The 14689-nt window shown below is 60.4% G+C and carries 10 protein-coding genes; 2 read left to right on the forward strand and 8 right to left on the reverse strand.

The window, feature by feature from the left end; genetic code table 11:
• Positions 1-88 precede the first annotated feature (88 nt).
• Positions 89-784: a hypothetical protein gene (locus K8U03_13650; GenBank protein ID MCE9605936.1), complete on the reverse strand. Its 696-nt coding sequence runs from the start codon at positions 782-784 to the stop codon at positions 89-91.
• An 817-nt stretch (positions 785-1601) separates the two neighbouring features.
• Between K8U03_13650 and K8U03_13655 the strand changes: the two genes are divergently transcribed.
• On the forward strand, positions 1602-3215 hold the full coding sequence (locus K8U03_13655; protein ID MCE9605937.1) for a transglutaminase-like domain-containing protein: 1614 nt from the start codon (positions 1602-1604) through the stop codon (positions 3213-3215).
• 23 nt (positions 3216-3238) lie between these two features.
• Here K8U03_13655 and mgtE read toward each other — a convergent pair whose 3' ends face one another.
• From mgtE to K8U03_13675, 4 genes are all read right to left on the reverse strand, one after another.
• A complete protein-coding gene (mgtE, locus tag K8U03_13660; protein MCE9605938.1) occupies positions 3239-4603 on the reverse strand; it encodes a magnesium transporter in 1365 nt (454 codons plus the stop codon).
• Positions 4604-4773: 170 nt separating this feature from the next.
• Positions 4774-6054 (reverse strand): glutamate--cysteine ligase, encoded by a 1281-nt coding sequence (locus tag K8U03_13665; GenBank protein MCE9605939.1) that lies wholly within the window; start codon positions 6052-6054, stop codon positions 4774-4776.
• A 93-nt stretch (positions 6055-6147) separates the two neighbouring features.
• Positions 6148-7425 carry a dihydroorotase gene (locus K8U03_13670; GenBank protein MCE9605940.1) on the reverse strand — a complete coding sequence of 426 codons (1278 nt, stop codon included), beginning with the start codon at positions 7423-7425 and terminating at the stop codon, positions 6148-6150.
• A 70-nt stretch (positions 7426-7495) separates the two neighbouring features.
• Positions 7496-8467 carry an aspartate carbamoyltransferase catalytic subunit gene (locus tag K8U03_13675; protein ID MCE9605941.1) on the reverse strand — a complete coding sequence of 324 codons (972 nt, stop codon included), beginning with the start codon at positions 8465-8467 and terminating at the stop codon, positions 7496-7498.
• A gap of 138 nt (positions 8468-8605) precedes the next feature.
• Here K8U03_13675 and K8U03_13680 point away from each other — a divergent pair, with 138 nt between their 5' ends.
• Positions 8606-9574: a diguanylate cyclase gene (locus K8U03_13680; protein MCE9605942.1), complete on the forward strand. Its 969-nt coding sequence runs from the start codon at positions 8606-8608 to the stop codon at positions 9572-9574.
• Positions 9575-9603: 29 nt separating this feature from the next.
• On the opposite strand, the gene K8U03_13685 is transcribed toward K8U03_13680, so the two are convergent.
• From K8U03_13685 to K8U03_13695, 3 genes are read right to left on the reverse strand one after another with little or no spacing between them, the layout of a single operon-like run.
• Complete coding sequence (locus K8U03_13685) at positions 9604-11226, reverse strand: ABC transporter permease subunit (GenBank protein MCE9605943.1); 1623 nt, start codon at positions 11224-11226, stop codon at positions 9604-9606.
• Between the two features lie 53 nt (positions 11227-11279).
• Positions 11280-12206: an ABC transporter ATP-binding protein gene (locus tag K8U03_13690; protein MCE9605944.1), complete on the reverse strand. Its 927-nt coding sequence runs from the start codon at positions 12204-12206 to the stop codon at positions 11280-11282.
• Positions 12207-12242: 36 nt separating this feature from the next.
• Positions 12243-14651, reverse strand: a complete 2409-nt coding sequence (locus tag K8U03_13695) for a hypothetical protein (GenBank protein MCE9605945.1) — start codon at positions 14649-14651, stop codon at positions 12243-12245.
• Between the last annotated feature and the right edge of the window lie 38 nt (positions 14652-14689).

The raw sequence follows: 14689 nt of genomic DNA on the forward strand, positions 1-14689 counted from the left end.
GTGGCGCAATAAAAGACGCGAGCCGTCGACTTTGAGTTCGACGGCTCGCGCTTTTCCCTTTCTCGCACTGTCGACCGTCCACGGTCGCTTAGAAGTGCGAGTCCATCCCCAATCGCATCTTGAGTTCTTCGAACTGCTGGAAGTAGTAGTCGCTCGACGAGTGGACATGCTCCGCTTCGGTGATGAACTTCATCTTCTCGTTCGGATACACGTCGCGCTCGCGGAAGATCGTTTCGTAATCTCCCAGGTTGTCGCCGTAGACGATCAGCAGTTTGTGCTCGTCGAATTGAACCTCTTGCGGAATGTTCGGATTCAGCACGGCGATGCCGGTGCAACCGTCGTTGAGCAAGAGATCTTCGTAGTCGTACAGAATGCTCTTGAGCACCGGCAAGTCGATATGCTCGCGGTAGAGATCCGTGTGACCTTTGTTGTTTCTGTGATGGCTCGTTTCCAGCACGACGTCGACTTCGATCCCGAGCGGATCAAGCAAGTTCATGAACAGCTCGAAGACGTCGTCGTTCGAGGCGGCACCCATCAGCACCGGCACCGACGCTTTGTTTTCCGCGTCGTTGTAGACATCGTGACGATAGCCTTGCGTCGGCACGACTTGCAGGTCGAACGAGGGCCGAACGGCGTCGGTCAGCACGAACTGGCCGTAGCGGACGACGCCGAGATGGGCCTCGAGCACGTCGTCGGCAACCCGTTCGAAGCTGCTGCCCGTATTCGGAAGGGTTTGTTGCCCCTCGCGAAATACGTTCTTAAAAAATCGCTTAATGAATCCCATGGAAGTTTGCTTCACCCTTACTGCTGCGATGTGCGGCTCGTGCGACGGCGATGGTCCTTTACCACGTCCGAGCCTAGGCCCCGAACAACCCTAGGTTACGCTTCGTTTCACGGTCGGGATTTCGTCTCGACTACGGCATTACGTCATGGCTTCGTATTCGGCAGAATCGTTACCGTCGGTAGCAAATCTCGAACCGACCCATCCTCTTGAGCGGCTTCGTATCGTCTTTCGTCTTCCGAAGTTGCAACCGATCGCCGCTTAGTCGGGCCCAGGCGGGAAGCGAGCCAAGCGCATGAGCGCTTAGCCGAGAACCCATGGCACCCCGTCGGGAGGCCGTGAGTTCGATTTCCACTCAGGCATTTCTAAGAACCGCAGCCCGCATCGCACTTACTTTTTAGTCTAGCACCGTGCTAGCAATACGAACCACGGGCGACCCTATTTCACACGCATTCCGGCGCTGGGTCGTCGCGACAATCGCGGCTTTCGATTCACTTTGCCGGCGGTGGTATGCCTGGGCGGAATCAGCCGTTGCCGTCGACATAAGCTGTCGATGTGGGAACGATCGCCTCACCGTCTTGCGGCACCAACCGGCGGACCGTCCCATGTCCTTACACTTGATACGCAAGACACTTAACGAGCGTTCGCGCGACCTCGATGATTTTTCCGGCGGCGTCGAGCAGGGAGCGCGTTTGGTATATGATTCCGAGTCGGTGGGGAGTGCCGGGGCCGTCGGTGTAGTCCGATTTCCAGGCTCTTTCGCCGTACGGTCGTTGTCGAAACCATGTCGAAACTTCTGCCTCTTCCGAAAGAGTCCGTTATGGCGTCGTCGTCTGTGTTGCGCTGTGCCGCTTTGCTGTTCTTGGTCGCCGCCGCATCGGCCGGCGGCTGCGATAGTAAACCTCGCCATGCAGGGAATCCCGGGGCGGCGAACGGATCAGCGACTTCTCAGCCTGATCGATCGACAACCAGCCGTGACACGGCCGGCGCTTCCGGAGCCGACAACGCCGAAGCCGCGGAGCAGTTTCGCGATGTCTGGGAATCGCACTATCTTCAGGGCACGAAGATCGGTCACGCTCGAACTTCCTATTCGCATGCCAAGCTCGAGGGCGAGCCGGTCGTAAAAATCGAGCAACAAGGTCGGGTTTCGGTTCTCCGGCTCGGGCAGCAAGTCGAGCAGGTGATGCGCGAAGTGAGTTGGGAAACCACGGCCGGCGAAGTCCGCCGTTTCGAGAACATGGTACTGCTCGGCGATTCTCCGCAGATCACGCGCGGCGTCGTCCAAGGAGATCAGGCGGTGCTCACGTTGCACACGGGCGATAAAACGACGAAGCAGACCATCGCTTGGCCGGCCGGCACGCTCGGCCCGTTCGGCATCCCCGACGCCCTTCTGCGCAGCCCGATGAAGCCGGGCGAGAAGCGCGAACTCGCGGCGTTTCTTCCCGTGTTCAATCGCATCGCCAAAGTCTCGCTGACGGCGCGGCAGCGAGAGTCGACGCTCGTCGGACGAGTCCAGCGCGAGTTGCTCAAGATCGATGCGCTTGCCCTCATCGATGAAGCGACGAAGTTGAATTCGATCGTCTGGACGGACGAGCAAGGGAACGTCGTGAAAAGCGAATTTCCCGAACTAGGCCACGTCACGATCCAGACGACCGCGGCCGGAGCCGTCGCAAAAGACGATTCAGGCCTTCCACCGGTCGACCTCGGCACGTCGACGATGGTGAAGCTCGCGGCCCCATTCACGGGCGCTCATGAGAAGACGACTGTGCGCTATCGTGTGACGCTTAAAGGAGGCGATCCCAGTGCGTCGTTTCCTAATAGCGAAAGCCAAACGGTGAAGAAACTCGCCGACGGCGCAGCCGAAGTGACGGTCGTTGCGATTCGCCCGGAGAGCCCTTCACCGGCAGGCTTCACTTCTCGCCCGCCGAGCGATGCCGACCGCCTTCCTAATTCGCTGGTTCAGAGCGACGACGCGCTCGTCGTCAGCATGGCGCGCAACGGTGTCGGCGAAGAACAAGACCCTTGGCTGAAAGCCCGACGCCTGGAAGCGTTCGTCCGGGGCAAAATGCGCACGACCGAATTCAGCCCGGCGTTCGGCACTGCGGTCGACACCGCACGCACGCTGACGGGCGACTGCACGGAGTTCGCGGTCTTACTCTGCGCTTTGCTTCGCGCAAGCGGAATCCCTGCCCGCGGCGCGATCGGCTTAGTCTACGTCGACCGCGATCAAGCGTTCGTCTATCACATGTGGACCGAAGCCTTCATCGCCGGCCGTTGGATCCCGCTCGATGCCACGCGCGGCGCCGGAGGGACGAGCGCCGCGTATCTGAAGATCGCCGATATGGCCTTCGATGGGACGGATCCCTATTCCGGCATGATGGCGATCTTCGGCATCGTCGGCCGCCTCGGCATCGAAGTGCTGGAAGCGAAGTAACGGCTGCTCGATCCCGAGCGGCGTTACATCAGAATCCACTGCGCCAGCGCGAAGTACGTGACGATGCCCGTCACGTCGACTAAGCTCGCGACGACGGGATTCGACATCAACGCCGGGTCGAGCCCCGCCCGTTTCAAAAGCAGCGGCGCGAGCGCACCGACTAAGTTCCCGCAAATCACGACGACGCTGACTGCCAAACCGATCGTGTAGCCGAGAAACATCAAATCGCCGCGGGGAAAGGTTTCGTGCGGTGTGAGCATCGCGCGCAGAAAGCCCATCGCGCCGAGCCCGAGCCCGAGCGAGGTCCCCATCAAGATTTCTTTCCGCAATACGAGCAGCCAATCGCGCGGGGTCAACTCGCCGAGCGCCATCGCGCGGGTAATCAGCGTCGCCGATTGCGATCCGCAGTTTCCGCCGGCGGAAACGATCAGGGGCACGAATAACACCAAGGCCGGAATTTTTTCGAAGACGTCGTCGAATTGAGTCAGGGCCCAGGTCGTAAGAAACCCGGCGACGAACAAGATCGAAAGCCAGAGCCCGCGGTTCAGCAAAAGACTGACGAACGACGACTCTAAGTAGCTATTTTCGAGCGGCCCGACGCCGCCCAAACGATGCACGTCTTCCGTCGCCGCTTCGACGATCACGTCGATCACGTCGTCATGCGTGACGATGCCGACGAGACGATGATCTTGATCGACGACGGGGAGCGCGAGCATATCGTATTCGGCGAGCTTCGCGGCCGTCGCTTCGCGATCGTCGTCGACGTTCGCATAAACGCAATCTTCCTGCATGATGTCGGCCACGCGACGATGCGCCGGGGCGATAATCAAGTCCTTAAGCGAAACGAAACCTTTCAGGTGCCGTTCTTCGTCGACGACGTAACAGTAATAGATCGTTTCCCGATCCGGCGCAACGTGCCGTAACCGTTCGATCGCCGCCGCGGCCGTTTCGTCGGCGGGGATCGTCGCATAGTCGCTCGTCATCACGGCGCCGGTCGTGCCGTCGGCATAAGACTGCAGCCGACGAATATCTTCTCGTTCGGCCCGCGCGAGCAGTTGGAAGATGTGATCGGTTCGTTCGTGCGGAATGCGCGTCATCAAATCAGCGCGTTCGTCGTGCGACATGTACGTGATCAGAGCCGCGAGGTCGTGATCGTCCATGCGCTCGGCCACCCCCTCTTGGAGCGGCTTCTCGAGGTAGTCGAAAATCGCGGCGCGATCTCGTCCTGCCAGCAGGCCGAGAACGAAATGGACTTCCTCGGGCTCAAGATCGTCGAGCAATTCCGCGGCGTCGACCGGATGGTGGCCGCTGAAGAAATCACGCAATCCTTCTTCGTCGCGCTCGGCGACGAATTCTCGCAGATCGGGAGCTAAAAGTGGATTGCGCATGCGAGACCGGCCACGTGATCGGAAGCGAAGACCGCGTCGAACGGCGGCCGGCGACGACGTCGCAACATCGTCTCCGTTCAAGATACTTGGCAAGCCCCGTCCTCGCCAGTGGCTGGAACGACTGCGCGAATTATGAGCGCCTCGTTCGAACGCTCGCTTCGAGCCTCGCCTTACTCAACCTGATAGAGGCGCCCTTCGGCAAGACACTCGCCGAGCTTGCGATAGATTTCCACTAAGCGCTCACGGCTCCGGTGCGTATCCCAGCCGCGCAAAATGCGCCGCGCAAGCGGGCCCTGTTCGAGCAGCAGATGCCAAGCTTCGCGAAACGGTTCGACATCGCGCGGGGCGTCGTGTCGTACGAGGTCGTCGATCAAATGCCGCCAGAGTGCGCCGGCCGTCGTCGGGGCGCTCGTCTCAAGACCGAATTGTCGGAGGAATTCGAGGTCTTGGATAACCGCTTGCTCGCCGTCGCGTGTGACGGCATCGAGAATCCGTTCGAGCGGTTCGACCTCCCAGGCCCGTTGCCGAGCCGAGTCGGTCCAGCGTTCGTTCACGAGCCGCTTCAGCACGCCGACGATCGCCGCCAGCACGGCCAGATCGGCGGCCGGACATTCCTGAACGTCGAGCAGACGAATCTCGATCGCGCTCCGCTCGAAGCGGGCGATCGCCCCTCGGCCGTTGAGCCATTCGTGGCGCAGAATTCCTTGCGGATCCAGCGTTTGCACGTCGTCGTACATTCGTTGCAGAATTTCGCGACGGTAATCTTCTTCGGTGTAAACCGGTTCGGGAATGACGCGGCCTGCGATCGAGGGGATCCGCCGCGAGTTGTTGCGATACATCGTGAGCCGCGTATCGAGCGACCCGGACGATCGATCTTCGATGATCGGCGACGAAGCGGCCAGCGCAGGCATGATCGGCAACAGCAAGCGAACGGCGGCATGCAACCTGCCGAACTCCTCGTCGCCGGTAAACGGTAGGTTGAGATGCACACTTTGCAGGTTCGACCAACCGTGCCCTTGGCAATTGAAGATCCGGTTGAACATTGTGTAGACCTGGCTGTATTGGTGCGGCCAGATCTTCGTTTCGTTGAGCGGATCCATCCAAGGATGCATGGCTGTCGGCAGGAGTTGCCCGCCGAGCGGCGAAAGCCAAGCATTCAATTTGCGTACGTTTGTTTGAAACGCTTGCACCTGCGCAGCCAGCGACGTGGCCGGCCCGGTCGTCTTGAGCTCGATGACGTGCGCCGTCATTTCATTCGACGCCGAGATATCGCCGAGCGTGACGTCGGAAACGAATTCGTCTCCGCCCGAGGCTTTGCGCAACAGCACGTCCGCCGCCGTCATGACGTTCAACGTGCGCTGATGCACGACCATGTATTCGAGTTCGACGCCGTAAGCGTCGAACAGGTGCAGCGCTCGGGCGGGAGATGCGGGAATCGTCGAAGAAGCCATCATGGCGACTTTGTAGGGGTCAGAGGTCAGGGGTCGGAGGGAAGAAACGTCGATGGGTTCTCATCTGCCCCCCGACCTCTGACCCTCGTAATTTCACAATTGATAGCGAACTTTACCGGCGACGATCGTCGTCACGGCTCGGCCGGTCAGTTCCCAGCCGCCGAACGGACTATTCTTGCTCTTCGATTTGAACTGGTCGACGTCGACCGTCCAGCGGCAACTCGGGTCGATGATCGTCACGTCGGCATCGGCACCGACGGCGAGCGTTCCTTTGTCGATCCCCAAGATCCTGGCCGGATTGATCGTCAGCTTTCGGATCGCTTGTTCCCAATTCAAATGGCCCGGCTCGATCAACTGCGTGATCGTCAGCGGCAGGCAAGTCTCTAGGCCGACGATGCCGAACGGCGCGATGTCGAGTTCCTGCATCTTCTTCTCGAGCGCATGGGGCGCGTGATCGGTGCAGATGACGTCGATCGTGTCGTCGATCAAGCCTTCCAGGCAAGCGTCGACGTCGCCGCGGCTTCGCAGCGGAGGGCTCATCTTGTAGTTCGAGTCGAACGTGCGCATGCTCTCGTCGGTGAGCGTGAAATGGTGCGGGCAAATCTCCGTCGTCACCCGTACGCCGAGTTTTTTGGCGCGGCGAATCAGTTCGACCCCGCCCGAAGTCGATACGTGCATCACATGCACGCGTCCTCCGGTGGCTTCCGAGAGTGCGATGTCGCGGCCGACCATCACGTCTTCCGCCGCCGAAGGCATGCCCGGCAGCCCGAGCAACATCGAGACGAACCCTTCATGCATCACCGCTCCGCCGCGCGTCAACTCGAGAACTTCGGCGTGGTTTAAGATCGGCTTGTCGAACATTCCGCAGTATTCCAAAGCACGACGCATCAACTCGGCGTCGAAGACCGGAGCGCCGTCGTCGCTGAATGCCACGGCTCCCGCTTCGACCAGTTGCCCGATCTCAGCGAGTTCCTTTCCTTCCCGATTCTTGCTCACGCACGCCACGACGAACACGTTGCAATGGCCGGCGCGGGCCGCTTGATGTTGAATAAATTCGACGGTCGCTTGCGTGTCGATCGGCGGCACGGTGTTCGGGATGCAAGCGATCGAAGTGAAGCCGCCCGCGGCTGCCGAAGCCGTGCCGGTGGCGATCGTTTCGTCTTCTTCGCGTCCCGGCTCGCGCAAATGCACGTGCATATCGATCAGGCCGGGCGTGACGATCTTGCCTGTCGCATCGATCACGGTATCGAACTCGCTCGGCGCAACGTCGAACGCCGCGACCTTGCCGTCGCGCAGTAAGACGCTGGTAACCCGATCGAGGTTTTGACTCGGGTCGATGATGCGGCCGTTTTGAATCAAGATCGAAGACATAAGGAGAGCAATGACTGATGACTAAGGTCTAATGACGAACGCAGGCGAGCTTCGGAAGTTTTCGGCGAGTTCATTCTTGTTCGCGGACCGCTACTCCGCACACGAGCCAGAGCACGGCCATACGGACGGCGAGACCGTTCGTGACTTGTTCGAGAATCACCGAGTGGGGGCCGTCGGCGACGTCGGTCGTCACTTCGACGCCCCGGTTGATCGGGCCCGGTGCGAGAATGAGCACTCCGTCTTTAGCGCGCTCGATCCGCTGTTTGTTCATCGCATAAAGATGGGCATACTCGCGCACCGAAGGAAACGGCCGAGTCGACTGACGCTCGAATTGAATCCGGAGCAGATTCAACACATCGCAACGAGGCAGAATCTCATCGAGATTGTGCGACACTTCGACCCCCAACTCCCGCCACATCGGTGAAACGAGCGTGGCCGGTCCGCACAAGATCACGTTTGCGCCGAGCTTCTTCAAGCCCCAAATGTTCGAGCGGGCGGTGCGACTGAATTGAATGTCGCCGACCAGTGCGACGGTCAGGCCGGCCAAGGTGCCGCGCCGTTGGCGAATCGTGAGAATGTCGAGCAAGCCTTGCGTCGGATGCTCGTGAGCGCCGTCGCCGGCGTTGATGATGGCCGCGCGCAGGTTATTCGAAAGCAGATGAGGCGTGCCGGGGGTTCGATGTCGGCAGACGACGACGTCGACTCCCATGGCTTCGATATTCTTCGCCGTGTCGATCAGGGTTTCTCCCTTCGACAGGCTGGAACTCCCGGAAGCGAAATCGACCGTGTCCCCCCCGAGGCGCCGCATCGCCAACGAAAAGCTGATGCGGGTCCGCGTCGAATTTTCGAAAAACAAATTGGCGCAGGTTCGCCCGGCGAGCACCGAAATCTTCTTCGTGCAGTTCTCCGTGGCTTCTTTGAACATCTCCGCCGCGTCGAGCACGATGTTCAATTCTTCGGTCGTGAGAGATTCGAGCCCGAGCAGATGTCGCTGCGTCCAGGCTGCCGGAATAGTTCCGATATCGGTCACATCGAGGCTCATAAGCAGGGCTCCGCGCAGCGGCTCAAGCGGGTCGGTATTTCGTTCACGCGATTGTAACAGTCGTACCCTCGCTCGCAAGCGAAGGAATCGCGCTCGGTAAACTCCGCCCACCGCTTTTTTGTAAGCTATAATCGAGCTATGTCTACTGAGATGACGGCGGTTGCCGAAAACATGAATCCGACCACGCCCGCTGCGGCGATTCTCGTTTGGATCGATGATGCCGAATTGCAACGGCGCGTCCTCGCGGTTTCGGGAAGAATCGGAGCGCTGCGCATCGCCGGGGTCGAGGAACTGCTGGCGGAGTTCTGCGAAGCCGCGGTCGTCGTGGTCGACGAAGCGACCCGTTCGCAACTAGCCGAGCTCGTAGCGACTAACTCGCTCCCTTATGCCGTCGCGACCGTATGCCTTGGCGACGATGCTGGATCGCCGGAAGCGGAAGCTTCGATCCTTGCGGAAAGTTTCGGGGCCGATTCGCCCGTCGATGTTTATTTGCCGCTCGATGCGTCCGACGGCGAGTTGCTTCGTGCGCTCCGTTCGACACGCGAGATCGCCGGGCTTCGTGCCCGCTTGCGACAAGTTCATTTGCTCGGCGGGGAATGGGCTCGGCTGGCCGCGACCGATCCGCTGACGGAGTTGCCGAACCGGCGCGGTTGGAACGACTTGTTCACGCGGCTCGTCGAACGCTCGGCGCGCGACGCCGTGCCGCTATGCGTAGCGATCGTCGATCTCGACGAATTCAAACGTGCCAACGACGAAGAAGGACATGCCGTCGGCGATGACGTGCTGCGAGCCGTGGCCGAGGCCTTTCGTTCGACCGTTCGGGCCGGAGACTTTTGTGCCCGACTCGGCGGTGATGAATTCGGTTTGCTATTGTCGGGCATGCCGGAAGCGAATGCCGAACAAGCGTTCGGACGGATTCGCAGCGCCGCGACGAAGCTACTTGTCGAGCGCGGCTTGCCGGCCGTGACGTGCAGCTTCGGCTATGCGATGGCGACCTCGCCTGAGGACTATTCGGTGGAAGGCTTGTTCGAAGCGGCCGACGCGGCGCTACGACAAGCGAAGCGCGAGGGTCGCAATCGGGTCCACGGCGGCACCTCGTCGCTCTAACGCAAGACGCAGCGAAGTCGCATCGATCGCTAGATGCCTCCGGCCGCATCGTAGCGATTGCGGAAGATCAGCATCATCAGCTTGAGCAGTAGCGCGAGAAAGATCGCTTGGAAGGCGAGATGGCCGAGAAAAATCGGCCAATCGGCAAGACGGCTTTCTTTAGTGAGCAAACTCATTTCCAGCGGTAGGCTAAAGGCCGCGCTGAAAGGGCTGATCGCCGTCAGAGCATGAAGCACTTGAGCGAGCACCGTCTCGGGGAAGAACGAGCGGCCGAAGTAATCGGCGGCAGGCCCCAGCAGGAACAAGCACGCGATCGATAAATAAGCGACCGTTAGGCTGACGTTCGACTTCTGAAAACAAACCGAACAAAACAACGAGACGATGGAGGTGAACGCGCAGGTCGCCGCGACGAGCACGAACATCAGCGCAAACGTCGGAAGATTTCCGTAGTACTCCGGCACCATGAGGCATGCGAGCACGAGCGGCCACATGAGAAACATCGTCAGCACGGTCGAGATGCGAAGCCCACTGAAAAGTTTTCCCCAGAGAATCTGCCCGGGCGATAATGTCGTAACCAGAAGTAAGTCGAGCGTTCGGCGTTCGCGCTCGCTGGAAACGCTGCCGGCGGAAAAGACGGGGCCGACCAGCATGTTGAAGAGGAGCACGTAAGCGATGTACCATGGTGCCCAGGGGGGACGGAAATAGAGACAGGCTCCCATCATCGGCACGGCCAACAGCAGGCTGATCTGAATCACCAGCCGGAGCATCAACGTCCCTTGACTGAAAAGCTCGCTCCGAAGTTCCTTGTCGAGAACCGGGTTCACGCCGTCGGGCAGAATGTCGATGCGCTTCGGCGGAGCGAACAACCGATCGGGAAATTCATCGCGCCGTAAAACGAGCCCGACCGCTTCACGTAGCTCTTGCTTTTCATCGACGATCTCGCGTCCTTCGCTGCCGATATCCGACGGATACCAAAGCCTGCGCGTGACGAGCGAGAACAAGAAATAAAGCAGGCCGGCAGTCGTCGGCGGAACGATGCAAATGAAGAGGATCAAGCGCGCTTCGGCGTTGCCTGTGCCGAACGTCAGCCACAGTAGCAGACCGCCGAGCGCTAGAGGCAAGACGACGAGATACGACGTTACGAGCGCCGCGGTCGTGCGCGCGAAGAAGGCGCTCGCCAGTAAGCTGATGAGCGAGAAGCACGCGATCGCGGCGACCAAGGTCGCGTAGGCCGCGGCGACTTCATAGAACGACACCCCGCCGAGCGGCAGGCAGAGCATCACGATCGGCAGCGACGACACGATGAGCAAGAGCGACGGCGCAACCGAGGCCAACCATTTTCCCCACACGATTTGTGAGGGTCGCAAGGCCGAAGCCAGCAGCATTTCGTAGCTCTTTCGTTCCTTCTCGCCGGTCAATGCGCCGGCGGCGAAGGCGGGCGCCGTCAACGAAGCGAGCAAGAATTGAGCAATGAAAAACAAGTTGATCAGTTGCCGCGCGGCATACGGATTCGTCATGTCGATCTTGCGCTCGGCCGGCCACGCCGCGACGACGATCGCACCGAGCAGCAACACGAACGCCGTCTGCATCGCAAACGCCTTCGGCGAGCGCAAATGGGCGACGAGTTCGCGTTGAAGAACGGGATTAGGCATAAGCGATTCTTAAGCAATGAGAGAAACGGCGACGTGCAAGAACACCGTTTCGCTTAGTTAACCGCTCCCTTCGTGACGAGCATGAAGACATCTTCAAGGGTCGGTTCCAGGTCGGCGAAGGAGTGGAACCGCACCCCTTCGCGGGCAAACTCATCGACGATTTCCGCAAGCTCCGTTTCCGTCGCTCCGATTTCCAGCAGCGCGCGATTCCCTTCGACCCGTAGATCGACCAAGCCACGGCTACTGCGCAGAATCGCTTCGCCGCGCTCTTGGTTCGTCGCGAAACGAATCTCGACCCGCCGGTTGCGCTGAATCCGCCGATAGACGTCGTCGATCGGGCCGTGCAGCAAGAGCTTGCCGCGCTCGATGATGCCGATCGACGTGCAGCAGTCGGCGAGCTCGGTCAGGATGTGGCTTGCGATGAGAATCGTTTTTCCCATGCGCCGCAGTTCGCGCAACAGCGCCTTCACTTCGAGGCGCGCTCGAGGATCGAGACCGCTCGTCGGTTCGTCGAGGATGAGCACAGGGGGATCGTGAACGAGGGTCTTCGCGAGGCAAAGGCGCTGGGTCATGCCGCGCGACAGGCTGTTGACGTAGGCGTCGCGCTTACCGCCGATGTCGAGCAGTTCCATGACGTCGTTGATGATCCGCTTTCGGTCGACGGCGGGAATCTGGTACGCCGCGGCGAAGAAGTCGAGGAATTCCCAGACCTTCATCCCATCGTAAACGCCGAACACGTCGGGCATGTAGCCGATGTTGCGGCGAACTTCCATGGGCTGCTTGGCGACATCGAAGCCCGCGACTTGCCCTGCGCCGGAGGTCGCGCGCAGCAGCGTGACGAGGAAACGGATCGTCGTGCTCTTTCCAGCGCCGTTCGGACCGATGAAACCGAACAACTCTCCCGGCTCGATCTTGATGTTCAAGTCGTCGACCGCTTCGAAGTCGCCGTAGCGTTTCGTGAAGTTATGGAGTTCGATCATGATCGGAATATCGTCGAATGAGGTTTGCGACGCGAGCTAAGGCGCATCGGTTTCTTCCGGCGGACGGGGAACAGGAATGTTTCCGTCGCGGCGACGGACGAGCGAAGCATATTGCAGGTGTGCGGCGACGAGCGTCGTGCGGCGCTGTTGCGAAGGGGCGGGGGCGAGCGTCAGGCCGGCGACCGGCTGCGTCGACCAAGCGATCAGCCGGAGAGAGTCTCCATTGATCAGTTGCAACGCGTCGACCAGTTGTTCTCGCGCGGTCATTGCGACGACGTTTTTCTTTTCTTCCGTGCCGGTATGCCGTTCGATCTCGATGCTCGCATGCGGTGCCAACGTGTCGGCACGTCCGGTAAACGAACCGAAAAGCCGCACCTCTTCCAGCGTGAGCTCGGTGTTGTTCGTCAGCTTGGCGCGGTCGGGCGATAGAAGCTCGAACTTGAATGTTCCCAGGTCGAGCATTTGCTCGGCTCTGTACATCGAGGTGCTGTTCGACTCGACGACGAAGTCTTCGAGCTTAATTTTGGCTTGCGACGCGTCGTTGCTAGGATCGAGACGCGACAACCGCAACACGCCTTCCGGCCCGACGTTCGGCGTATCGGCGGCGGCGAATGGTAAGATGATCGTCGTGGGCTCGGCGGACGCGAGCGAATAATCGGTGCCGAGCGAGTTGTACACGGCACCGAAACGGCTCACGTGTGCTCGGGCATAAACGGGCTGTAGCTCCACGACGGCGATCTCGCTCATCGAGCGCGCGAAGCCGATATCGAGCTCCGCGATCCGGACTACGGCAGCCGCGAACAAGAGCGAGATGACAGGCGCGGCGAACCAGGCCCATTCGATTCGGCCGAGCAGATAAAACAGCAATCCATTCAGCGGCACGAGTACGATCAAGTAGACGCCGATGATCGTGACGACGATTCCGACCGAAGGAATGACGATTCCCGCTTCTTCCTGAAGTAATCTTCGGGCCGCGGTTACGGCCGCGCCGTCGTCGCGCCAGGCCGCGTTGCCCGGACCGACCCAGGTACGCGATGCCGTCGAAGGGCCTGTGAAGGCGTCGCGCACGGCGTAGCGCACATCGCTGATTTCGCGTGGATCGTACCAAGAGGTGGTTTGTTTTTGTTGCCAAACGGGACGCTGCACCTTACGGTTATGAGCGATGTCGTCGACCCAGGCGCGCGGCGATCGCCCCAAGAGACAACCATTCACGAAGCCGTCGAACGAGGGCCACTCGGTAAGCTCTCGCTGCGTGAGTCGAAACGCCGTGACGATGATCCGGCCGCGACCGATCTCGCGTTCGACGACCAGCGGCGCGGAACCATCGTCGACCCCCAACAACGTGCGACCGTGCTCCGCGACTGCCAGTTGCACTCCGCGCCAAGGGCGTGTGCGTGCCGGTTGGACGGCATCGATCGTCCACTCGTTCAACGGCGCGAGTGCCGTGGCATCGAGCTCCTTCGTGCCCGTCGATCTCGCGGGGAGATACGGTCCCAAAAAAGAGCGGCTAAGCGTTTCGAGCGAGTCGGGACCGGCGACGATCATCCGGCCGCCCCAATGCAGCCAATCTACGAGGGCGCGGCGTTGTTCGTCGCTAAGAAGTTCGGGATCGTAACCGTCCCACAGCAGGCAAGCCGTGGTGGTCCAGCCGGAGAAGTGCGAAGCGAGCGGCGCACGGCGCAGATCGTCGGCTAGGACGAAGCGATAGTGCGCGTATTGCTCGATGGGAAGTAGATCGTCGGCCGGGGTCGCGAGGATGAGCTGTAGTCGTCCTAAGAAGCGATAGTCGGTCGGACGCGCGGCGAGCACGACGAAGAGCGATTGATGGTGGCGCAGCGTGAACGTAGGCTTGCGCGTCTGAAAATCGATGGGGGATGCGCCGTCGGAGGAAAGTTCGAGTTGAAGACCCGCGGCCCGCAACGAACTCTCGGTTTGCCCTACGCTTGCCCTTGTCCCGTTTGCGAAATGCGCATCGTCTGCGTAGACCCGATCGTAGATGTTGGGAGTGAAGATCCACTGTTCGGCGATTCGGACATCGCCGGTCGGAAACAGGACCGGGCGAACGACGTCGAGCCGCCGGCGTTGCGGAGCGAGCCGAAGTTGTTCGCCTTGCATTCCGGTCAGCTCGGAGGTGAGCACGCCGCGATAATCGGCTTTGGTCGATTCTCCTTCGACCCAGAGCGAGGTCCAATGTCCCGGCTTAATGAAAAGGTTTTGCCGCTCCCAACTTCCGGGAAGAGAAATGGTATGCGGAAGATCGAGCGGAGGCTTCGGTTGCTCTTTCTTCGCAGCCGCGCTTGCCGAGTCGTTGGAATCCGCTGCCGGACGAATCGCTGGGGATCGGCTTGCGGTATCGACTTTCCAGGGCTGCCGATAAGCAACGGCGATTAGCGCCGCAGCGATCAGGGCAAGAATAATGAAGCGGCGACGTGATGGGCTCCCCATACCCAGTTAGTGTACGGGTGGGGGACGAGCGGAGCAAA

It is taken from the genome of Planctomycetia bacterium (assembly GCA_021413845.1).
GTDB lineage: Bacteria > Planctomycetota > Planctomycetia > Pirellulales > PNKZ01 > PNKZ01.